Below are 20,178 nucleotides of genomic sequence, written 5' to 3' on the forward strand. Positions count from 1 at the left end.
GCGTAGTCGGGCTCGCTGATGCAGACCATGAGGAGAATCTCCGGCGATAGCGTGAGGGAGTGCGCGCCGCCCGAGCTCTCGACCGCGACATCCTGCGATTCGCGCTCCCCTCGCTCGGGGCGCTCATCGCCGAGCCGCTGTTCGTGCTGACCGACACGGCCATGGTCGGCCACCTCGGTGTACAGCCGCTCGCCGGCCTCGGCATCGCGAGCACGATCCTGCAGACCACGATCGGCCTGCTCATCTTCCTCGCCTATGCGACGACACCGATCGTGGCCCGGAGGATCGGGGCGGGTGACGAGCGGGGCGCGCACGCGGCCGGCATCGACGGCCTGTGGCTCGCACTCGCACTCGGGCTCCTGCTGCTGGTGGTCATGCTGCCGGCCAGCCCCTGGCTCGTCGCGCTCTTCGCCGCCGAGGCCGCGGTCGCGGACGCGGCCGTGGTCTATCTCGCGATCGCCTGGTGGGGCATCCCCGGCATGCTCCTGGTGCTCGCCGCCACGGGCGCGCTGCGCGGACTGCAGGAGGTGCGGATTCCGCTTGCGGTGGCCGCCGTCGGATTCGCGGCGAACATCGCCCTCAATGCTGTGCTCATCTACGGGCTCGGGCTGGGCATTGCCGGCTCGGCGATCGGCACCGCCATCGCCCAGTGGGGCATGGCGGTCGTGCTCGTCGCCGAGACCGTGCGCCGCGCGCGGGCGGCCGGTGCACCGCTGCGCCCGGGTACCGCGGGGCTGCTCGCCGCAGCCCGCGCCGGATCCTGGCTGCTGGTGCGCACACTGAGCCTGCGCGTCGCGCTGGTCGTGACCGTGGTCGTCGCGACCTCGCTGGGCACGGTCGAGCTCGCGGCCACCCACGTGTGGTTCGCGCTGTACGCCCTCCTCGCGCTCGCCCTCGACGCTCTCGCCGTCGCCGGTCAGGCGCTCATCGGGCGAGGCCTCGGCGCTGCCGACGTGCCGCGCGTGCACGCGATCACCCGTCGACTCGTCACCTGGGGCTTCGTCGTGGGTACCGCACTCACAGCGCTGCTGCTCGCGTGCATTCCCCTCCTGCAGATCGCCATGACCTCCGACGCCGCGGTTCGGGATGCCCTGCCGCTCGCCATCGCCATCCTCGCGCTCGGCCTGCCGCTCGCCGGAGTCGTGTTCGTGCTCGACGGCGTGCTCATCGGGGCCGGTGACGGCAGGTATCTCGCCCTGACGGGGGTGCTCACCCTCGCCGCGTACGCGGTGGCCCTGCCCTTCGTGAGCTCGCTCGGGGTTCTGCTGGGGGCGTTCACACTCATCTTCCTGGGCGCCCGTGCCCTCACGCTCGGCGTGAGGGCCCGGGGCAGGAGGTGGATCGTGACCGGCGCCACCGCCTAGTTCTGAAAGGCCTCCTTGGCCTCGTCGCCGGCCTGCTTGAGCTTGGCCCTGGTCTGGTCGACCTTGCCTTCGGCTTCGAGCTGCTCGTCGTCGGTGAGCTTGCCCGCGGCCTCCTTGGCCTTGCCACCGAGCTCTTCGCCCTTGTTGCGCACCGTGTCGTCGATACCCATCATGAACCTCTCTTCTCTCGTGAAGCGTTCGTTCGGACGCCTCCCACGTTTCCACTGCGTGAGGGCCCGCGGCACCCCCTTGACAGGCCGGCGGTGAGGTGTTCCGTGGGCGGACTCGATGACAGCGCTGGTAGCGTCGCCCTCGTTCTGCGCACCTCACCACCGCAGTCCATCCTCCGAAAGGTCGCAGTGACCACTCCCTCTTCTTCGTCCCGCTCGTCGGGCGCTGCTCGGCCGAGCCTCGCCGCGTGGCGCCTCGCTGTCTTCGTGGTCTTCGCCATCAACGGCCTCGCGATGGCGAGCTGGTTCGCCCGCACGCCCGCCATCCGGGATGCGCTGCAGGTGCGCACCGACGAGTTTGGGGTACTCATCGCGGGCATGGCGGTCGGGTCGATCGCGGGCCTCCTCGGTTCCTCCCACGTCATCGCGCGCATCGGCACGCGTTCGACGCTCCTCGTGGCCCTCACCGTGAGCATGGGGTCGATCGCGCTCCTCGGCGTGGGCTCGGCGACGCTCGGCTCTTACCCTCTCGTCCTCCTGGCGCTCGTGCTGTTCGGCGCGACGACGGGCATCATCGATGTGGCGATGAACGTGGAGGGTGCGGGCGTCGAGCAGGCGCAGGGGCGCAGCATCATGCCGTGGTTCCACGCCTCCTGGAGCCTCGGAACGATCGTCGGGGCCGCCGCGGCAGCGGGCCTCGCCGCGCTCGGCGTGGCGCTCGACGCCCACCTGCTGGGCATGGCGGCCCTGGGTCTCGTCGCGAGCGTTGTGGCCGTGCGGCACCTGCCGCGGCACCGCGCACTGCCGGGTCTCGATGACGACGGTGCCGGCCCCGAGCGCTCGACCTTCAGGGAGCGCATGGCGATCTGGCGCGAGCCGCGCACGCTCATCATCGGTGCGATCGTGCTCGGCATGGCCTTCGCGGAGGGCAGTGCGAACGACTGGCTCGCCCTCGCGATGGTCGACGACCGCGGTGCGGACGAGGCGACGGGCGCGCTCGCGTTCGGCATCTTCGCGACGGCGATGACAACCGGTCGCATCGCGGGCGTGTGGGTGCTCGACCGCTTCGGCCGCGTGCCCGTCCTGCGCGCGAGCGCGCTGCTCGCGATGGTCGGTCTTGCCCTGCTCATCCTCGTGAACCACCCCGCCGCGGCGGGCATCGGCATCTTCGCCTGGGGGCTGGGCGCCTCGCTCGGGTTCCCGGTCGGCATGTCGGCAGCGGCGGATGAGCCGTCGAAGGCCGCGGCACGGGTGGCCGCGGTGGCGACGGTGGGCTACTTCGCGTTCCTGGTGGGGCCGCCCCTTCTCGGCTTCCTGGGTGAGCAGTTCGGCCTGCTGAACGCCTTCTGGGTGGTGCTCGTGCTCATCGCGGTGACCTTCGTCGCGACGCCGGCCGCGCGTGAGCGCGGCGACTCTCGGCACGCGACACCGGTTCGGGATGCCCCGCACTAGCCTCGGCCCATGACAGGTTTCTCGCCGCCAAGGCCCGCCCTGCCACTCGACCTCGATCTGAGCGGCCGCGCGGCCCTCGTCACGGGCTGCGGATCGGCCGAGGGCATCGGCTTCGCCGCCGCTCGCGCGCTCGCCGAGCGGGGCGCCCGCGTCGTCATGACCGCCACGACCGACCGTGTCGAGCAGCGCGCCGCCGAGCTGCGCTCGCTCGGCACCGTCGAGCGCCAGGTCGAGGCGCACGGTGTCGTGGCGCGGCTCGAGACCGAGCAGGGTGCGGCGGGCGCTGTCGCGGCCGCGGTCGAGGCGGTGGGCGAGCTGAGCATCCTCGTCAACAACGCCGGCATGATCGCGACGGGCGAGGAGTTTCCGCGGGGCGACATCGCGATGAGCGTCGAGGAGTGGCGCAGCGCCGTCGACGTGAACCTCACGAGCGTGTTCCTCGTGACGCGCGCCGCGATCGCCGGCATGCGGTCTCAGGGCTGGGGGCGTGTCATCAGCGTCGCCTCGACGACCGGTGCGGTGCAGGCGGCGCGCGATGACCTCGGCTATGCCACCGCGAAGGCAGGAGTGCTGGGATCACGCGCGCGCTCGCGGTCGACGAAGCACGCCGCGGCATCACCGTCAACGCCGTCGCGCCGGGCTGGATCGCCACCGCCTCGCAGCTGCCGCAGGAAGCGGAGGAGGGCGAGCTCGTGCCGATGGGTCGCAGCGGCACCCCCGACGAGATCGCGAGCGCGATCGCCTGGCTCGCCTCGCCCGGCGCCTCGTACATCACCGGCCAGCTCGTCGTCGTCGACGGCGGCAACGGCATCGCCGAGGAGCGCCGTCCCGACCTCTGGGGGTGACCGCTCGGCCGTAGGCTGAACGGATGCGCCTCGTCATCGCCCGCTGCTCTGTCGACTATGCGGGCCGGCTGAGTGCGCACCTGCCGCTCGCGACGCGGCTGCTCATCCACAAGAGCGACGGCAGCCTGCTCGTGCATGCCGACGCGCTCAGCTACAAGCCGCTCAACTGGATGAGCCCGCCCTGCACGCTCGTCATCGACGAGCCCGACGACGACCAGCGCGAGGCCGGGGTGCTCGAACTGTGGCGCGTCACCCACGCGAAGACGGCCGACCTGCTCGTCGTGAGCATCCACGAGGTGCTGCATGACTCGGCGCACGAGCTGGGTGTCGACCCCGGTCTGCAGAAGGACGGCGTCGAAGCTCACTTGCAGAAGCTGCTCGCCGAGCACCTCGAGCTGCTGGGCGACGGGTACACGCTCGTGCGCCGCGAGTACATGACGGCGATCGGGCCGGTCGACATTCTGGCGCGCGACGCGAGTGGAGCATCCGTCGCCGTCGAGATCAAGCGGAGGGGCGGCATCGACGGCGTGGAGCAGCTGACGCGGTACCTCGAGCTCATGAACCGCGATCCGCTCCTCTCGCCCGTAGCCGGCGTCTTCGCCGCGCAAGAGATCACGCCGCAGGCGCGCACGCTCGCCGAAGACCGGGGCATTCGCTGCCTGCTGCTCGACTACGACGCCATGCGCGGCCTCGACGACGGCGTTCCCCGGCTGTTCTGATGCTCGTCGCGGGCGACGGCCGGAGGCGGTGTGCGCGCACCGTAGGCTCAAGCTCATGCCCCACTACTCGGCGATCCTGCTGGACCTCGACGGCACGGTCACCGATTCGGCCCCCGGCATCACCGACACTCTCGCGTGGACCTTCGCCCAGCTCGGGATGCCCGTGCCCCCGCCGGAGGAACTGCTCCGCTATGTCGGCCCTCCCCTGCTCGACTCGTTCCGCGACCGCGCTGGCCTGACCCTCGAGCAGCGCGAGCGCGCCCTCGAGGTGTACCGCGAGCGCTACCTCGACCGCGGTGCGTACGACTCGACCCTGTACCCCGGTATGGGGCTGCTCGTGCGCGATATCGCTGAGGCGGGCATCCCGCTCAGTCTGGCGACCTCGAAGCCCGAGACGCCCGCGACGCTCATGCTCGAGCACTTCACGATCGCCGAGCACTTCGACCTCATCACGGGGGCCTCCGACGACGAGGTGCGCAGCGCGAAAGCCGATGTCGTCGCTGAGGCTCTCGTGCGACTGGCGGGCATCGGCGCCGACCTGAGCCGGCCCGTCATGATCGGGGACCGCATCCACGACGTCGAGGGTGCCGCGGTGCACGGCATCCCGACCATCGCCGTGGCGTGGGGCTACGGCGACGCGGAGGAGCACCGGCACGCCCGCGCGATCGCGCACGACGTGGACGAGCTGCGCACTCTGCTCGGTCTCTGACGAGACGTCGATCAACCAGGGGGCGCTGGCGCGTCAGCGCGCCAGCCGCTCCACCACGGCGCCGAAGACGCCCGGTAGGCGCGCGGCGGTCGGCACGATGAGGCTGCGGGCAGGCGAGGTCGCGGCAGCCAGGAGCCCCGCGGTGAGCAGGCGGAAGTCCCGCGTCGCCCGCGCCCATGCCCGCTCGTAGCCGGGCAGGTCGTCGGCGGCGAGCCGCTCGGCGAGCACGCTCGCCTGCGCGAACCCGACACGCAGGCCTTCGCCGGTGAGCGCATCCACGTAGCCCGAGGCGTCCCCGACGAGCGCGATGCGGCCGGCCGTGCGCGCCGTGCTGCGCTGTCGCAGCGCTCCCGCCCCGCGCAGGTCGCTTGCCGACGCGGCCCCGTCGAGCCGCTCGCGCAGCTGCGGCGCCCGCGCGATCGCGGCGTCGAGGTCGGCGGGCCTGCCACCGAGCACCGCGACCCCCACGGTGCCGTCGTCGACGGGTGTGACGTACAGCTCGCAGTCGTCGAGGTAGGTGACCTCGACGAGGTCGCTCCACGGCGCGACGGCGTAGTGCCGGCGGAGGCCGAAGCGCGGTGCGCGCGGCGGGAGGCCGCGAGCGCGCCGGTGCAGGCCGGCGACGTCGCGCACCCGGGAGTGCAACCCGTCGGCTCCGGCGAGCCAGCGGGCGCGCATCCCGTTGACCGTCACCCCCGCCTCGTCTTGCGCGATGTGCTCCGCCTTCTCGGCACGCACCTCGATTCCGACCGCGTTGATCCGATCCCGCAGCGCGGCGTGCAGCACGAGTCGGCGCACTCCTCGGCCCGGCGCACCGGCGAAGCGGTGCGCGACCTCCCGGCGCGCGTCGCGATAGCGGATGCCCGCGATCGGGTGCCCCGCCGGGTCGACGCCGAGCGTGCCGAGGGCAGCGAGGGCTCCCGGCATGAGCCCCTCGCCGCACGCCTTGTCGATCGCGCCCTCGCGCGGCTCGAGCACCACCGGCGTCAGGCCGCGCGCGTGAGCCTCGAGCGCGAGCGCGAGCCCGACCGGCCCGCCCCCGACGATCGCCAGGTCGGCGTTCACTCAGGCCTCGCGCAGCGCCGCGAGCGCGCGGTTCTCGGTGGGAATGCGGAAGCCCAGCAGCAGGATCGCGTTGAGCACGGTGAAGACGAGGGCGGTGATCCACGCCGAGTGCACGAGCGGCAAGGCGATGCCCTCGATCGCGACGATCCAGTAGTTGGGGTGGCGCAACCACGACCAGCGGTAGGGGCCTCGCGTCACGCGGGTCGCGCCGGGCACCACGATGACGCGCGTGTTCCACTGCTCGCCGAGCGCCCAGATCACCCAGTAGCGACCGGCCTGGCAGAGGAGGGCGATGACGAGCATCGGCCAGCCGAGCGCGCCGAGGAACGGTCGGTCGAGGAGGACGACCTCGGCGATGCAGGCGAGCAGAAGTCCCGTGTGGAGGACCACCATCGCCGGGAAGTGGCCGAGCCCGTGCTCTACGCCGCCGCGTGCGAAGGCTCGGGCCGCGTGCCGCCGCGAGATGACGAGCTCGACGACGCGCTCGGCGCCGGTCAGCAGCACGAGACCGATGTACAGGCCGACACTCATGATCATTGACTCCTCACGACCACTCCAGCAGCACGAGTTCGGCGGTGACGCCCGGCCCGAGGGCGAAGAGCAACGCGCGGTCACCGGCAGCCCGCTCGCCCACGGCGGCGAGCACGTGCAGCACGGCGGCAGACGACATGTTGCCCGTGCGCTCCATGACTCCCCAGCTGACATCGAGGGCGGCCGGCTCGAGCTCGAGGCAGTCGGCGAACGACTCGAGCACGCGAGGGCCGCCGGGGTGCGCGATCCACACGTCGATGTCGTCGCGAGTCCACCCTCGCTCGGCGAGCAGCTCGTCGACGCCGGCCGCGAAGTGGCCGCCGATGAGCGCGGGCACTCCTGCCGCGAGCATCAGGCGGAAGCCCGCGCTGCCGATCTGCCAGCCGATCATCTCGGCGCTGTCCGGATACAGGGCGCTGCGGCTGCCGACCACGCGCGGCAGAATCACCCGGCGCCCCGTCGCACGGGGGTGCTCGTCACCGACCATGACGACGGCTGCCGCGCCATCGCCAAAGATGCCGGTGCCGACGACGTTCGCCATCGAGTGGTCATCCCATTGCAGCGTGAGCGAGCACAGCTCCACGCTCACGAGCAGGGCAACGCCCCGCGGATGCCCGGCCAGGTAGTCCGCGACGCGGGCGATCCCGGCCGCGCCCGCCACGCAGCCGAGCCCGAAGCTCGGTACGCGCCGAAGATCGGAGCGGAAGCCCATGCCGGTGGCGAGGAGCGCATCGAGGGAGGGGGCGCCGAGGCCCGTGACGGTCGTAAAGAAGAGGTGGTCGACGTCCTCCACGGCGAGACCCGCTTCGTCCAGAGCGAGGCGCACGGCGCGCTCCGCGAGCGGAAGGGCGTGCTCCACGAAGAGCTCGTTGGTCTCGGTGAACCCGCTCAGGCCCCGATAGGCGGCGAGCGGTAGAGCGAGGTGCCGGGTGCGGATGCCGCTGGAGGCATGGATGCGCTCCATGACCGAGCGTGTGCGAGCATCCTCCGTCATGCCGGCGGCGAGCGCCGCCGTGATCTCCTCCTGGGCGTGCTCGTGATCCGGCAGCGCCGGGGCCACGGAGAGAATGCGCGCCATTCGCGCACGCTAGCAGTGCCGAGTGAGCGTTCCGCGTGACATTCAGCACACCGTAGGCTGAGGAACCCGCGCCTCCTCCCCGCCTGGAGCCCCTCATCGGTCAGCCACCTCCCACGACAGAGATTCCCCTGCCGCTCACCCCGTCGACGTCGCCCGTCGACGTCGTCCGGCGGCATCCTCGAGGTCGACTGTGGTGGTGGGCGGTGGTCGTCGGCGCTGGCATCGTCTCGGCGCTCACCGCGCCAGGGCAAACGGCGGGCTTGAGTCCGCTCGTCGATCCCCTCATTCGAACCCTCGATATCACGCGCACCGAGATCAGCACGGCATACCTCATCGGCACGCTCGTGGGGGCGGGCGCGTTGCCGTTCATCGGGCGTGCGCTCGATCGCTGGGGGGCACGCTCGGTCATGCTGATCGTGGGGTCCGTCTTCGCCCTGCTCCTGGCTGCGGCAAGCTTCGCGGCCGACATTCTCGGCCTCACCGGTGCCTTCGCCGGCCTGCGAATGGCAGGCCAAGGCGCGCTGTCGCTCGCGGCTGTCACCATCGTCGCCCGCACCGTGTTCCATCGCTCGGGGCTGGCGCTCGGCATCACGAGCGCAATCGGTTCCGCGGGAATCTCGCTCGCACCCCTCGGCGTCGAGAGACTCGTCGCCGCGACTGATGTGCCAACCACATGGCGTGTGGAATCGCTCGTCGTGCTCGCGATCGTGGTGCCCATCGCGCTCCTCCTGCCGAAGGACTCTCCCGTGCGCGGCACCTCGCGCCCGCACCCCGAATCCGCCGACGACGGGTGGGAACTGCGAGAGGCACTGCGCACGGGCATGTTCTGGGTTCTCACCGCCGCGATCTTCTGCACGGGAATGCTGTCGACCGCGCTCGCGTTCCACCAGATCTCGATCCTCGGGCAGCAAGGCTTCTCGACGCTCGAGGCCGCCGCGAACTTCCTGCCGCAGACCATCACAGCCCTGCTCGCCACGCTCGGTGTGGGCGCGCTGGCCGATCGCATCGACCCCCGATGGGGTGTGGTGTTCTCCATGGCGATGATGGCGGGAACGCTCCTGTTTCTGCCCTTCGTGGCAAGCGGATTCCTCGGCATCGTGTACGGCCTGCTGCTCGGAGCAGCGGGTGGCGGGCTGCGGGGGATCGAAGCGGCCGCGTTCGTGCGCTACTTCGGCCGGCGACGCATCGGCACCATTCGCGGTGTCGCCACGTCGATCGGCCTCGCCTCGACCGCGCTCGGGCCGGTGGTGTTCGCCCTCGGGTTCGCGGCAACGGGCAGCTACCTCGAGACGGTCCTCGTCTCGGCGCTTCTCCCCCTCGCCATTCTCGTCGCCGCGATCGTCGTGCGGGCACCCGTGCGCTCCTCAGCGCTGAGCGACTAAGGTCAACAGCGCATCCGCATCCACCGCCGATCGCGACCACGAAGGAGTCCTCCGTGCCCCCATCGTCAGTGTCCGCATCGACAGCGCTCCCCACGATGGCCGAGCTCTCTCCGACCCTCGATTCCTTACGCGACGGTGCTCAACGCTGGGTAGGCATGCCGCTGTCGTCCAAGCGCGAACTGCTGCGGAGCGTGCGGGCGGCAACCCTCGCGAGCGCGGCGGACTGGGTTCGTGCGGCATGCGCCATCAAGGGCATCTCGCTCGACGAACCAGCGGCGGGTGAGGAGTGGTCCACCGGCCCCTACTCGCTCATCACCGCCACGAGCGCTCTCGAGAAGACGCTCACGCTCCTCACCGCGGGTCGCTCTCCGATCTCGCAGGTCACGGTCGGGCGTGCGCCCGGCAAGCGCTCGACGCTCGAGGTCTTCCCGTACGTCACCAAAGACGCCGTCCTCCGAGACATCGACGCCCGCGTCTGGCTGCGTCCAGGAGTGACGCTGGAGGAGGCCCGGGCGGGAATCGCGCGCGAACTTCGGCGCCCGGACGCGCCACCGCGCGTCACCCTTGTCCTCGGCGCCGGCAACATCACCGCCATCCCGGCACTCGACGTGCTGAGCGCCCTGTTCCATGAAAACTCCGCCGCGATCGTCAAGCTCAACCCTCTGACCGACGGCATGCTCCCTTCCATCGAAGCGGCCTTCGCCCCCCTGATCGAGCTCGGCGTCGTCGCCGTCACGAGGGGGGACAGCGAACTCGGCCAGCGGCTCATCGACGACGACCGCATCGACCGCGTTCACCTCACCGGCAGCAAGCAGAGCCACGACGCGATCGTGTGGGGCGAGGGTGAGGAGGCAGACCGCCGTCGCGAGGCGGGTGAGCCGCGGGTGACGAAGCCCGTCACGAGCGAACTCGGCGGCGTCGGGCCGGCGATCATCGTGCCCAACGAGAGGTGGAGCGACGAGAACGTCGATGCCGTGGCACGCAACGTCGCCACGCAACGGCTCCACAATTCGGGCTTCAACTGTGTCGCGACCCAGATCGTGATCCTCCCCGAGGCCTGGGCCAAGGCTGACGCCTTCGTCGATCGCTTGCGCCACCATCTCGCCGCCGCCCCGGCCCGGCCCGCGTACTACCCGGGCGCATCCCGTCGCCAGCTCGCCGTCATCACCGAGCATCCCGATGCGAACGTCCTCGGGGGCGACCCGAACGTGCCCCGCACCGTCGTCGACCACCTCGACCCCGAGAAGGCCGACGAGCACCTGTTCACGCAGGAAGCGTTCGGCCCCGTGCTCGGCGTCGTGCGGCTCGCCGGAACACGCGAGCCCGCGCCCTTCCTGGACTCGGCCATCGCGTTCGCCAACGACCGACTCGCGGGCAGCCTCAGTGCGAGCATCCACATTCACCCCAGCACGCTCGAGGAACTCGACACTCGCTTCGACGAGAGCATCGCAAACCTTCGCTACGGCACGATCGGCGTGAACGCCTGGGGCGGCACCGTATTCGGGATGCCCGGGGGAACATGGGGCGCCTTCCCGGGCCAGACGCTCGCCGACGTCGGCAGCGGCATCGGCATCGTGCACAATGCCCTGCTGCTGGACCCGGCGCACGTGGAGCGCACCGTCGCGCACGGCCCGTGGCATGCGCAACCCACGCCCCTCTGGTACGTCGGCAACCGCACGGCGCACGTGACCGCACGCCGTCTGACCCGCTTCGCCGGGATCGACTCGTGGGCCATTGCCGCGCCGATCGGCGCCGCCGCGCTCGACAGCTACCGCAGAGGTTGAGCATGACGGCCGAGCCCAAGCAGGAGCGCCATGTGGACGTGGTCATCGTCGGTTCAGGCTTCGGCGGCTCTGTTGCCGCACTGCGCCTGGTCGAGAAAGGCTACTCGGTGGCAGTGCTCGAAGCGGGGCGCCGCTTCGCCGACGACGAGTTCGCGAAGAACTCCTGGAATCTGAAAAGGTTCTTCTGGGCGCCCGCTCTCGGGCTGCTCGGCATTCAGCGCATCCACCTTCTCGATGACGTCATGATTCTCGCCGGGGCGGGCGTCGGCGGCGGCTCGCTCGTCTATGCCAACACGCTCTACCGGCCCGCGAGCGACGCCTTCTACCGCGACCCGCAGTGGGCGCACATCGCAGACTGGCGCGCCGAGCTCGACCCCTACTACGACCAGGCCTCGCGCATGCTCGGGGTGACGACCAACCCGACCATCACCCCCGCTGATGAGGTCATGCAGAAGGTCGCCGCCGACCTCGGTGTCTCCGTCACCTTCCGCCTGACGCCTGTCGGTGTCTTCTTCGGCGACGGGCCCGGTGTCGACGCGCCCGACCCGTACTTCGGCGGAGTCGGCCCCGCGCGGCGCGGCTGCACCGAGTGCGGCGAGTGCATGACGGGATGCCGCCACAACGCCAAGAACACGCTCGTGAAGAACTACCTCCACCTCGCCGAGTCAGCGGGCGCTCAGGTCTTCCCCCTGACGACGGTCACGCGCGTCGAGCCCCTCCCCCGTGCCAGATCTGACGCAGAAGGGCGCTCTCGCCGCGACGGATCGCCCCTTCGCGTCAGATCTGGCCCGGAAGGCGGGGGGTTTCGGGTCACCACGCGCGCGACGGGGAAGGGCCGCCGCACCGAGCGAACGTGGACGGCCGACCAGGTCGTGGTCGCGGCGGGTGCGTGGGGCACGCAGCAGTTGCTGCACCGCATGAAGGCAGAGGGGCGTCTGCCGGGAATCTCTGAGCGGTTGGGCGAGCTGACTCGAACGAATTCCGAGGCCCTCGGCGGAGCATCCACCGCCCTGCGCCACAGTCGCGGCGTCGACTACACGAGGGGCGTCGCGATCAGCTCTTCGATTCATCCCAACGACCATACGCACGTGGAACCGGTTCGCTACGGCCACGGATCGAACGCGCTCGCCCTGCTCGCCACGCTCGCCGTGCCCGGCGGTCGTCGTGCACCTCGGTGGCTGCTGTGGATCGGCCAACTACTGCGCCATCCTGGCCGCGTCGCCTCGATGGTGGTCGGTCTCGGCAGTTGGAGCGAGCGCACGATTGTCGGGCTGGTGATGCAGAATCGCGACAACTCGCTCACCGTGCGTGCGGGGCGGGGGCCGTTCGGTGGGTTTCGCCTGCGCTCGAGCCAGGGCCACGGCCAGCCGAACCCCACCTACATCCCGGAGGCCAATGAGGCCTACGCGAGCATGGCGAAGCACATGAACGGATTCGCGCAATCGGGCATCAGCGAGGTCTTCGACATTCCCATGACAGCGCACTTCCTCGGCGGCTGCCCTATTGGCGATTCGGCCGAGACGGGCGTCGTCGATGCGTACCACCGTCTCTACGGGCACGAGGGTCTGCACGTCGTCGACGGTGCGGCGATCTCGGCGAACCTGGGCGTCAACCCCTCTCTCACGATCACCGCGCAGGCGGAACGCGCCTTCGCGCTGTGGCCGAATCGCGGCGAGCCGGATGCCCGACCTGCGCTCGGTGCCGCCTACGTGCCCGTGCCGCCGGTCACCCCTGCCTCGCCCGTGGTGCCGGTCGGGGCGATGGGCGAGTTGCGCCTGCCGGTGTCGTTGGGCCTGCCCCGCGTGCGAGCGGGCGTGGGGGCTCCTAAGTGAGGCATCCGCCGCTCGTGATAGAATGCGTAAATGAGGCCCTGGTTCGCAGGATCCCGTTTACTTGATTGCACGCTCAGGGACGTAGCCGCGTCCCTCCAGAGTCAGGGAGAGCACACCCAGGCCGTCGTCTCCCACATGCCGGGAATCACTTCCGCTGAGCTCGTCGAGAGTGATGACACCACCGTGACCGTTCGCACCAACGAAGGTCTCATGACTCGCACCGGCATCTCTGTGCACACTGACACCGACGCCATCGTCGTTGAATTCACAGAGAACTACGAAGCCGGCAACGCCACAACGGCAACCGCACTTTTTCGGGAGACATTCACGACGCAGGACGATCAGGTGATGTACCACCTGCAGATCAGTGACCGCCACGCAAGCGGGGTCTTGGGCGCACTGTTTCGAACGTTCGGCGCACGCTCGACGGGCAGGGGGTTTCTTGCCGCGACGGCGGCCGTTTTGGACAAGCCCGCGCCAAGCTGACCCAGCTCTCCTCCGAATCGCGGCGAGTCGGATGCCCGCCCCGCGTTCGGATCGACCTACGAACCGGTGCCGCCGGTGACCCCGGCGTCGCCCGTGGTGCCGGTCGGCGCGATGGGCGAGTTGCGCCTGCCCGTCACTCTGCCCGTGCCCCGCCTTCGCGGGCGAACGCGATGACCGATCTGGCGCTGTTCGACGCGCCGAGGGGAACCATTGCTTCCTGAAGGCGGTGTGCCGACCCGCGCAGTGCAGCATCGCTGAGCAACCGTGCGACAATCGCCGGCAGCCGCCCGCGTCTGAGATCCCGGGCGGTGAATCGCAGGGCGTTGCCGTACTGCACACATTCGTCAATGTTGAACCGTTGCTCGGCTTGAAGGCCGATTCCCGCAAAGGGAGCCCCCGACGCGCACGCTGTCTGCACGGTTCCCTCGCCGCCGTGAATCACGCTGGCGTCGATGAGTCCTGCGAGACGATGGGCGGGGAGGTAGTCAAAGACTTGAGCATTGGCAGGAAGCAGTGCACGGTCGTGTTCGGTCAGAAACCGGCCCACGCTCGAGATGACATCGATATCGAGCGAGCCGAGCTCCCCCAGAATCGAGAGCGCCAGTTCTCTGCTCCCCGACGACCCCAGACCGACATAGACCGCTGGCCGGCGCCGATCAGCCAGGTTCAGCACCTGTTGAGGAAGCTCTCCGTCACCGTGCGCATACACCGGCCCGACGGCCTCCTCCCCGGCTGCGGAGCGTCGCTGGTCGAGGTAGGGGAACAGCGATGCAATGAGATTCAGGTCAGCGTCGATGGCCTCGACAGTGCGTGCTGGCAAGCGCACCCCGTTCTCCAGCGCAACCCGTCGAAAGGATCTCGGTATCCAGCGAAGCGCTCGCGCCACGTGCCGAAGGGACCAACCGGCCATCCGATTCAGCGCCCTTGCAGGCAGCCCGGTACCCGAGGAGACCGGGTACGAGGTCATCTCTGCGAGGTGCCCACGGCTCATCGCGTACGGACGCACATAGACCAGCGGGACGCCCTCTGCTCGCGCTGAGATGAAGAGCGTCAGGGTGGTGCCGATCACGATCGCATCGGGCTTCCACCGGGCAATGAGCGCCCTTTCGCTGGCGACTCTCTGACGAACCATGCTGAGGGTGAAGGGATGCCGGAACCCTCGACCCTGGTCGACGGCGATCATCATGGCGGCTTCGCCATCACTCAACTCAGGATTCACGAGCTCAAGCCGGAATCCCGCTTCGTCGATGTAGGAAGCGAACAGTCTCGAGTACCCCATGAAGAGCGTCTCGTGGCCCGCGTCGCGCACGGCACGAGCCACTTCAACGGCCCGGGAGGTTTCGCCGAGATTGAATGTCTCCGGGGCGAAGAGGACTCGGAGTGGCTTGTCGTCTCTCTCCACTATGCACGTCCCGTGTCGTAGGCGGCGAGCGATCGCACCACATGATCACGCGCCAATGCACGCCAATCATGATGGCGCGGGCTCGTGCCTGAGCCCGATTCGACCTGCGCTGCCAGGTGGGGGAAGCGCTCGGCGGGTAGGCGTGGACTCGCCTCAGCGGCAGACGCCATCAGAGCGTCGAGATCGCTGGTCGTACCACGGGAACTGTGGTGGCGTCGAGCGGCGAACCGGGCGTTCTCGGTGATGAGCAGAACCATCTCCAGGCGCTCGTGCCTCGGTACTCCGCACCCCTCCAAGACCCCCAGCGCAGCGTCGATCCACTCGAGATTGTGGGGTGTCAGGGCATTCGTCTCGGCAGGCAGCGCGAGGAGCCACGGGTCGCGTTCGTAGACCTCTAGCAACGAGTCCCACAGAACGATGACGTTCTCCTGCTCCGTTCCGTCAAGCCGCGGTGCGGGACCCAGCGCCCGATCGATCATCGCCGCGAGCAAGTCGCCACGGTTGCTGATGTGTCGATACAGCGCCATCTTCGCGCAACCGACCTCGTCGGCCACGCTGCTGACGGTTACCCTGGGCAACCCCTCCGAGCGCGCGATGCCGACTGCAGCGTCGACGATCCTGTCGAGGGAGATCTTGGGTACGGGGCCGCGCCTCACGCCCACAGGGCCCGCCCAGAGGCGGGCAAGCGCGAGCCCTTGGTCGGTTGTGCTGGTCGGGTGGGCTCGGTCTGTCACGCCACCAAGAATAGCGTATGCAGTACGCAATTATCCATGCCTGCCGTGCACCGTCCCGTTCAGGACGCGTACCGAGCCCTTCGGTTCTGAGGCCTACCGCGGTTGCGGCCGGAAGGCGCGCAGGCGCAGCGAGTTCGTCACGACGAACACGCTCGAGAACGCCATAGCGAGCCCGGCGAGCAGCGGGTTGAGCAACCCGAGCATGGCGATCGGGATCGCGGCGACGTTGTAGCCGAACGCCCAGAACAGGTTGCCGATGATGGTGCGCAGCGTGCGCCGCGCGAGCCGGATGGCGTCGACGACGACGAGCAGGTCGCCGCTCACGACCGTGAGGTCGGAAGCCGCCATGGCCGCGTCGGTGCCACCCCCCATCGCGATGCCGAGATCGGCTGCGGCGAGCGCCGCCGCATCGTTCACCCCGTCACCGACCATGGCGACGACGTGCCCCTCGGCCTGAAGCTGCCGAATGACGTCGAGCTTGCCCGCGGGCGTGACCCCGGCACGCACATCGTCGATGCCGAGCTGCGCTGCCACGGCCGACGCTGCCCCCGCGTTGTCTCCGGTGAGCAGAACGGGGTCCAACCCGAGCGCGCGAAGCCGCTCGAGCGCGAGCACCGACGTCGGCTTGAGGGTGTCGGCGAGCACGATGATGCCGGCCGCGGAGCCGTCGATCGCCACGACGATGGGCGTGGCACCCTCAGCTTCGTACGCAGCGATCGGGCTGGTTTCCGCGTCGATCGCCCACGACTCGGCGAGCCACGCTGCCCGCCCGATCGCGAGCGCGTGCCCGTCGACGACCGCCGTGACACCCGCTCCCGCGTGCGCCTCGAAGCTCTCGGCGGGCAGCAGCGCGAGCCGCGACGTCCGCGCGTGCTCGACGACCGCCCTGGCAAGCGGATGCTCTGAGCCGTCCTCGGCGGAGGCGGCGAGCGCGAGCATCCTGTCGCGGTCGATGCCGCCCACCGCTGTGACCGAGCGCACCGCCATGTGTCCCGTCGTGACGGTGCCGGTCTTGTCGAGCACAATGGTGTCGATGCGGCGGGTGCGCTCGAGCACCTGCGGGCCCCGAATGAGGATGCCCAGCTGCGAGCCGCGCCCCGTGCCGACGAGCAGCGCCGTCGGCGTCGCGAGGCCGAGCGCGCACGGGCACGCGATGATGAGCGTCGCGACCGCCGCCGTGAAGCCGATCTCGACCGAGTCGGCGAACACGATCCACGCGAGGAGCGTGACGAGCGCGAGCACGACGACGATCGGCACGAAGACGCCTGAGACCCGGTCGGCGAGCCGCTGCACCTCGGCCTTGCCGGTCTGCGCCTCCTCCACGAGTCGCGCGAGGCGCGCCAGCTCGGTGTCGGCCCCGATGCGGGTGGCCTCGACGACGAGTCGGCCGTCCACGGCGAGGGTGCCGCCGACGACGCGATCATCGACGGCCACGTCGACGGGCACCGACTCGCCGGTGAGCAGCGACTGGTCGACGCTCGAGGCGCCCTCGATGACGAGTCCGTCGGTCGCGATGGTCTCGCCGGGGCGCACGACGAAGCGGTCGCCGACCTGGAGCGCGTCAACGGGCACGCGCACCTCGACGCCGTCGCGCAGAACGGTCGCCTCGCGCGCGGCGAGGTCGAGCAGCGCGTCGAGGGCTTCGCGCGAGGAGCGCTTGGCGCGCGCTTCGAGGTACCGCCCGAGCAGGATGAAGACGGTGACGGCGGCAGCGACCTCGAGGTAGATCTCGTGGGCGCCGGCCTCGGGGGTGCCGAGAAGCTGCAGCTGCATGGTCATGCCGGGCATGCCGGCCTCGCCGAAGAAGAGCGCGTAGAGGCTCCACAGAAAGGCGGCGGTCACGCCGACCGAGATGAGCGTGTCCATGCTCGCGATGAAGCGCCGCGCGTTGTGCGAGGCGACGCGGTGGAACGGCCACGCGCCCCACACGGCCACGGGCGACGCGAGGGCGAGCGCGAGCCACTGCCAGTTCGTGAACTGCAGCGCGGGAATCATCGACAGTACGAGCACAGGCACCGTCAGCACGGTCGAGATGATGAGCCGCTGTCGCAGCGCGCCGAGCTCATCGGTCGCGCTGTGCCGGGCGCCGAGCCCTTCACGATCACCGGATGCTGCGCTCGCCTCGCGCGGCACGACGAGCGTCGCCGAGTACCCGGCCTTCTCGACCGCCGCGATGAGCGCGTCGGCATCGAGCCGCCCCTCCGCTCCCGCGGCCGCGCGCACGCTCGCCTTCTCGGTCGCGTAGTTGACCGTGGCCTCGACGCCGGGCACTTTGTTGAGGCTGCGCTCGATGCGGTTGGCGCACGAGGCGCACGTCATGCCCGTCAGGTCGAGCTGCAGGCCGGTGGGCTCGGTTTCGGCGCCCTGAGCGGGCCGAGCATCCGTGGTGCTCACGCTCTACAGCAGCGCGTAGCCGGCCTCGTCGACCGCCGCGCGCACCTTCTCGGGGCTGATCGAGGTGCTGGACCGCACGGTCACGCGGGAGGCGCCGTCCTTCTTGAGCACGACCTCGACCGCGTCGACGCCGTCGATCGCGCCGACCTCCTCCTTGACGGAGGAGACGCAGTGGCCGCACGTCATGCCGGTCACGAGGTACTCGACAGCGAGGGAGCCGGGCGCACCGCCGTTCGCCATACCGGCCTCGGCAGAGGCGCTCGTGCTCGCGGTCGCGGCGCTCGCATCGCTGCCGCCGTGCCCGCACATGCAGGCGCCGCCGCCGCAGCATCCGCCGGCGGCGCTCTGGTCGCCGAGAAGGTTGAGGGAGTTCTGGGGCATGCCGGTGGTGTCCATACACCCCATTTTCGCATACCCCCTAGGGGTACTCAAGAGGGGTTGTTCCAAGTAAGGCGAGCGCTAGGCAAGAGAGCAGTCGTGCACGGCCGAGCTGAGCGTGACGCCGTTGAGCTCGAGGTACAGCTGCCGCTCCGTCACCGACACGGTAACCGCATTGCGCCGCTCGAGCGCCGCCACCGCGCCATCGATGAATCCCGCATCGAAGCTGTGCAGCACGATCGCTGAAGCCTCGTGGATCCTCTTGCCCGCCCACGGCGCCATGACCTTGACCGGATCACGGTGCGTGTAAACGACGGTGCGCTCGGCGAGCTTGCTGCCGTGGTGCAGCCGTGCCGCGTCCGGAGCGCCCACCTCGATCCACGCCGTGAGCCGGCCCGTGCGGTCGCGCACGACGACGGCCGGCTCCTCCGTCGACGACAGCCCCTCGCTGAAGGCGATGCCCTGCTCGTGCTCGAGGCAGTAGGCGAGCACGCGCGTCACCATGTAAGCCTCGGTCTCAGAGGGATGGCGCGCGACGCGCAGTGCGAGATCCTCGTAGACGCCCCGATCAACATCCGCGAGCGATCCCGTGAACGTGTGGACCACTGCGCCGGCTGCCATGAGGCCCGAGCCTACGGGCACGAGCATCTCAGCAGGGTCGAGGCGAATCGAAGATGGTGGATTCGAACTCCGAGAGCATCCTCAGCCCCAACGACCGACGCAGGTTTTCACCGTGCCGGGCCTGCACCTCTCGCGCAACTCGATGCTCGAGGAGTGGGAGAACCTTGATGCGCTCGAACAACCATGCGTCAAAGTCGGCCATCGCCCGTCCCGGGCTATCGCTGCTCGAATCCCTGGTCGCCATGTATTGGTCACTCCGTAGATCCGTAGCGACAGCAAGAATCTCCGTGAGTAGCCAGCTGGGCCAGTGCATGTCGGGGCACGCCGCGAGCGTGTAGGGCGAACGGTAGACATGCTCAGTCTGCTCACCGCGGCGCCACGAGGCGAGCTCACCGGATTGTGCGACAAGGTCGTCGAATCGAGTGGCCAACCGTCCCTCCCAGACGGGACGCGCCCGAGCGATCGCATCCTCCCTCGCCACGTCGACGACCGTGAGCGACCTGTGCTCGACGATCCAGCGGGCGCGCGGCTCATCCACGACCGTCTCAATGAGCGCACTGATGCCCAGAGCCCCCTCGACGACAAGGCTCAGCAGCATCCCCCGAGTCCACGAGCCGCTCTCCGAGCCTCTCTCCACGACTCTCTCGCGCCCTCTCACCGCGACAGGCTCGGCGAACTCGTCCTCGACGTCGTCGAGGAGCTCGAACAATGAGTGGCGAAGATCATGCGGGAGTCGGCGAACAGTCGCCTCCCCGCGTAGTGGGTGGTCAGCGCAGCGGGTACATCCCGGAATCGAGATCATGCGCTCAGATGGTCGCCACCCGAGCGACTGCCCGAGCCACTCGTCGAGCCGCCGCACGCAGTATTCCCTCTCCCAGGAGCTCCGCGCTCTCGAGAGCATCTCCACCTCAGTCGTGAGTTCGACGCTGCACCGCCCGACCTGGTCGAGAACGAGGACATGCGCCTGCAGGTCGTGTGTGCACGCAGCGGACTCCCGCTCGCCCGCTGTGCACCTCTCGCACGCGAGCCACAGTTCGCGCGCGACCAGAGACGTCGCGCCTTCAAGCTGCGTGCACAGTTCGTGAAGAATGCTGTGGGGAGCGAGTCCTCGCAGCCCCGAGACCTCACCGAACAGCGACTCCCTGCAGAGCAGGCACATGAGTTGTTCCCCCACCATGGGTCGCCACGACGAGCATTTCGAGAACCAGTACTCGAAGATGTCGGCGAGAACC

19 protein-coding genes are annotated in these 20,178 nt (G+C 69.7%); 9 read left to right on the forward strand and 10 right to left on the reverse strand.

The genetic code is table 11. The annotated features are described in order from the left end of the window. Nucleotides 1–59: 59 nt before the first annotated feature. Complete coding sequence (locus tag RJQ01_RS10080; protein WP_350476600.1) at nucleotides 60–1,364, forward strand: MATE family efflux transporter; 1,305 nt, start codon at nucleotides 60–62, stop codon at nucleotides 1,362–1,364. Here RJQ01_RS10080 and RJQ01_RS10085 read toward each other — a convergent pair. Further along, the gene (locus RJQ01_RS10085) at nucleotides 1,361–1,537 is read right to left on the reverse strand and encodes a CsbD family protein (RefSeq protein WP_502885258.1); all 177 of its coding nucleotides are present in this window, start codon (nucleotides 1,535–1,537) and stop codon (nucleotides 1,361–1,363) included. The genes RJQ01_RS10080 and RJQ01_RS10085 overlap by 4 nt on opposite strands. Nucleotides 1,538–1,723: 186 nt before the next feature. Here RJQ01_RS10085 and RJQ01_RS10090 point away from each other — a divergent pair, with 186 nt between their 5' ends. The 4 genes from RJQ01_RS10090 to RJQ01_RS10105 are packed head-to-tail and all read left to right on the forward strand — an operon-like array spanning nucleotide 1,724 to nucleotide 5,259. Further along, nucleotides 1,724–2,986, forward strand: a complete 1,263-nt coding sequence (locus RJQ01_RS10090) for an MFS transporter (protein ID WP_350476601.1) — start codon at nucleotides 1,724–1,726, stop codon at nucleotides 2,984–2,986. A gap of 9 nt (nucleotides 2,987–2,995) precedes the next feature. After that, nucleotides 2,996–3,850, forward strand: coding sequence for an SDR family NAD(P)-dependent oxidoreductase (locus tag RJQ01_RS10095; RefSeq protein ID WP_502885259.1), 855 nt, complete (start codon nucleotides 2,996–2,998; stop codon nucleotides 3,848–3,850). Nucleotides 3,851–3,854: 4 nt separating this feature from the next. Beyond that, the gene (nucS, locus tag RJQ01_RS10100) at nucleotides 3,855–4,550 is read left to right on the forward strand and encodes an endonuclease NucS (protein WP_350476602.1); all 696 of its coding nucleotides are present in this window, start codon (nucleotides 3,855–3,857) and stop codon (nucleotides 4,548–4,550) included. Between the two features lie 55 nt (nucleotides 4,551–4,605). After that, nucleotides 4,606–5,259, forward strand: a complete 654-nt coding sequence (locus tag RJQ01_RS10105) for an HAD hydrolase-like protein (RefSeq protein WP_350476603.1) — start codon at nucleotides 4,606–4,608, stop codon at nucleotides 5,257–5,259. Nucleotides 5,260–5,292: 33 nt separating this feature from the next. Here RJQ01_RS10105 and RJQ01_RS10110 read toward each other — a convergent pair whose 3' ends face one another. Genes RJQ01_RS10110 through RJQ01_RS10120 form a run of 3 tightly spaced genes read right to left on the reverse strand, consistent with a single transcriptional unit; the run spans nucleotide 5,293 to nucleotide 7,933 of the window. Then, entirely contained in the window at nucleotides 5,293–6,324 is a 1,032-nt protein-coding gene (locus RJQ01_RS10110) for an NAD(P)/FAD-dependent oxidoreductase (RefSeq protein ID WP_350476604.1), read from the reverse strand. Further along, nucleotides 6,325–6,855, reverse strand: coding sequence for an isoprenylcysteine carboxyl methyltransferase family protein (locus RJQ01_RS10115; protein ID WP_350476605.1), 531 nt, complete (start codon nucleotides 6,853–6,855; stop codon nucleotides 6,325–6,327). A 13-nt stretch (nucleotides 6,856–6,868) separates the two neighbouring features. Further along, nucleotides 6,869–7,933 (reverse strand): type III polyketide synthase, encoded by a 1,065-nt coding sequence (locus tag RJQ01_RS10120; protein ID WP_350476606.1) that lies wholly within the window; start codon nucleotides 7,931–7,933, stop codon nucleotides 6,869–6,871. A 203-nt stretch (nucleotides 7,934–8,136) separates the two neighbouring features. Between RJQ01_RS10120 and RJQ01_RS10125 the strand changes: the two genes are divergently transcribed. The 4 genes from RJQ01_RS10125 (at nucleotide 8,137) to RJQ01_RS10140 (ending at nucleotide 13,417) form a co-directional block, all read left to right on the forward strand. Next, nucleotides 8,137–9,315 carry an MFS transporter gene (locus RJQ01_RS10125; protein WP_350476607.1) on the forward strand — a complete coding sequence of 393 codons (1,179 nt, stop codon included), beginning with the start codon at nucleotides 8,137–8,139 and terminating at the stop codon, nucleotides 9,313–9,315. A gap of 155 nt (nucleotides 9,316–9,470) precedes the next feature. Further along, nucleotides 9,471–11,099: an aldehyde dehydrogenase family protein gene (locus RJQ01_RS10130; RefSeq protein WP_350476608.1), complete on the forward strand. Its 1,629-nt coding sequence runs from the start codon at nucleotides 9,471–9,473 to the stop codon at nucleotides 11,097–11,099. A 2-nt stretch (nucleotides 11,100–11,101) separates the two neighbouring features. Beyond that, on the forward strand, nucleotides 11,102–12,931 hold the full coding sequence (locus RJQ01_RS10135) for a GMC family oxidoreductase N-terminal domain-containing protein (RefSeq protein ID WP_350476609.1): 1,830 nt from the start codon (nucleotides 11,102–11,104) through the stop codon (nucleotides 12,929–12,931). 30 nt (nucleotides 12,932–12,961) lie between these two features. After that, on the forward strand, nucleotides 12,962–13,417 hold the full coding sequence (locus RJQ01_RS10140) for a hypothetical protein (RefSeq protein ID WP_350476610.1): 456 nt from the start codon (nucleotides 12,962–12,964) through the stop codon (nucleotides 13,415–13,417). A gap of 133 nt (nucleotides 13,418–13,550) precedes the next feature. Here the strand turns inward: RJQ01_RS10140 and RJQ01_RS10145 are convergent, their stop codons facing one another. The 6 genes from RJQ01_RS10145 to RJQ01_RS10170 form a co-directional block, all read right to left on the reverse strand. Next, the gene (locus RJQ01_RS10145) at nucleotides 13,551–14,819 is read right to left on the reverse strand and encodes a glycosyltransferase (protein ID WP_350476611.1); all 1,269 of its coding nucleotides are present in this window, start codon (nucleotides 14,817–14,819) and stop codon (nucleotides 13,551–13,553) included. Continuing rightward, nucleotides 14,819–15,553, reverse strand: a complete 735-nt coding sequence (locus tag RJQ01_RS10150; protein ID WP_350476612.1) for a TetR/AcrR family transcriptional regulator — start codon at nucleotides 15,551–15,553, stop codon at nucleotides 14,819–14,821. The genes RJQ01_RS10145 and RJQ01_RS10150 overlap by 1 nt, the downstream gene beginning before the upstream one ends. 93 nt (nucleotides 15,554–15,646) lie before the next feature. Further along, on the reverse strand, nucleotides 15,647–17,872 hold the full coding sequence (locus RJQ01_RS10155) for a heavy metal translocating P-type ATPase (RefSeq protein WP_350476821.1): 2,226 nt from the start codon (nucleotides 17,870–17,872) through the stop codon (nucleotides 15,647–15,649). A 78-nt stretch (nucleotides 17,873–17,950) separates the two neighbouring features. Then, entirely contained in the window at nucleotides 17,951–18,343 is a 393-nt protein-coding gene (locus RJQ01_RS10160; RefSeq protein ID WP_350476613.1) for a heavy-metal-associated domain-containing protein, read from the reverse strand. 63 nt (nucleotides 18,344–18,406) lie between these two features. After that, nucleotides 18,407–18,946 (reverse strand): YaeQ family protein, encoded by a 540-nt coding sequence (locus RJQ01_RS10165; RefSeq protein ID WP_350476614.1) that lies wholly within the window; start codon nucleotides 18,944–18,946, stop codon nucleotides 18,407–18,409. Between the two features lie 28 nt (nucleotides 18,947–18,974). Then, nucleotides 18,975–19,544: a hypothetical protein gene (locus tag RJQ01_RS10170; protein ID WP_350476615.1), complete on the reverse strand. Its 570-nt coding sequence runs from the start codon at nucleotides 19,542–19,544 to the stop codon at nucleotides 18,975–18,977. Nucleotides 19,545–20,178: the final 634 nt, after the last annotated feature.

The sequence above is a fragment of the Microcella sp. genome (genome assembly GCF_040286215.1).
In the GTDB taxonomy this organism is placed as follows: Bacteria; Actinomycetota; Actinomycetes; order Actinomycetales; family Microbacteriaceae; genus Microcella.

What these genes read in the sequence shown, in the direction of transcription:
- RJQ01_RS10085 (WP_502885258.1), bottom strand. Translation starts at nt 1,537, where the DNA reads ATGATGGGTATCGACGACACGGTGCGCAACAAGGGCGAAGAGCTCGGT.
- RJQ01_RS10095 (WP_502885259.1), top strand. Translation starts at nt 2,996, where the DNA reads ATGACAGGTTTCTCGCCGCCAAGGCCCGCCCTGCCACTCGACCTCGAT.
- nucS (WP_350476602.1), top strand. Translation starts at nt 3,855, where the DNA reads ATGCGCCTCGTCATCGCCCGCTGCTCTGTCGACTATGCGGGCCGGCTG.
- RJQ01_RS10105 (WP_350476603.1), top strand. Translation starts at nt 4,606, where the DNA reads ATGCCCCACTACTCGGCGATCCTGCTGGACCTCGACGGCACGGTCACC.
- RJQ01_RS10115 (WP_350476605.1), bottom strand. Translation starts at nt 6,855, where the DNA reads ATGAGTGTCGGCCTGTACATCGGTCTCGTGCTGCTGACCGGCGCCGAG.
- RJQ01_RS10120 (WP_350476606.1), bottom strand. Translation starts at nt 7,933, where the DNA reads ATGGCGCGCATTCTCTCCGTGGCCCCGGCGCTGCCGGATCACGAGCAC.
- RJQ01_RS10130 (WP_350476608.1), top strand. Translation starts at nt 9,471, where the DNA reads ATGCCGCTGTCGTCCAAGCGCGAACTGCTGCGGAGCGTGCGGGCGGCA.
- RJQ01_RS10135 (WP_350476609.1), top strand. Translation starts at nt 11,102, where the DNA reads ATGACGGCCGAGCCCAAGCAGGAGCGCCATGTGGACGTGGTCATCGTC.
- RJQ01_RS10140 (WP_350476610.1), top strand. Translation starts at nt 12,962, where the DNA reads ATGAGGCCCTGGTTCGCAGGATCCCGTTTACTTGATTGCACGCTCAGG.
- RJQ01_RS10155 (WP_350476821.1), bottom strand. Translation starts at nt 17,872, where the DNA reads ATGACGTGCGCCTCGTGCGCCAACCGCATCGAGCGCAGCCTCAACAAA.
- RJQ01_RS10160 (WP_350476613.1), bottom strand. Translation starts at nt 18,343, where the DNA reads ATGGACACCACCGGCATGCCCCAGAACTCCCTCAACCTTCTCGGCGAC.
- RJQ01_RS10165 (WP_350476614.1), bottom strand. Translation starts at nt 18,946, where the DNA reads ATGGCAGCCGGCGCAGTGGTCCACACGTTCACGGGATCGCTCGCGGAT.
- RJQ01_RS10170 (WP_350476615.1), bottom strand. Translation starts at nt 19,544, where the DNA reads ATGCTGCTGAGCCTTGTCGTCGAGGGGGCTCTGGGCATCAGTGCGCTC.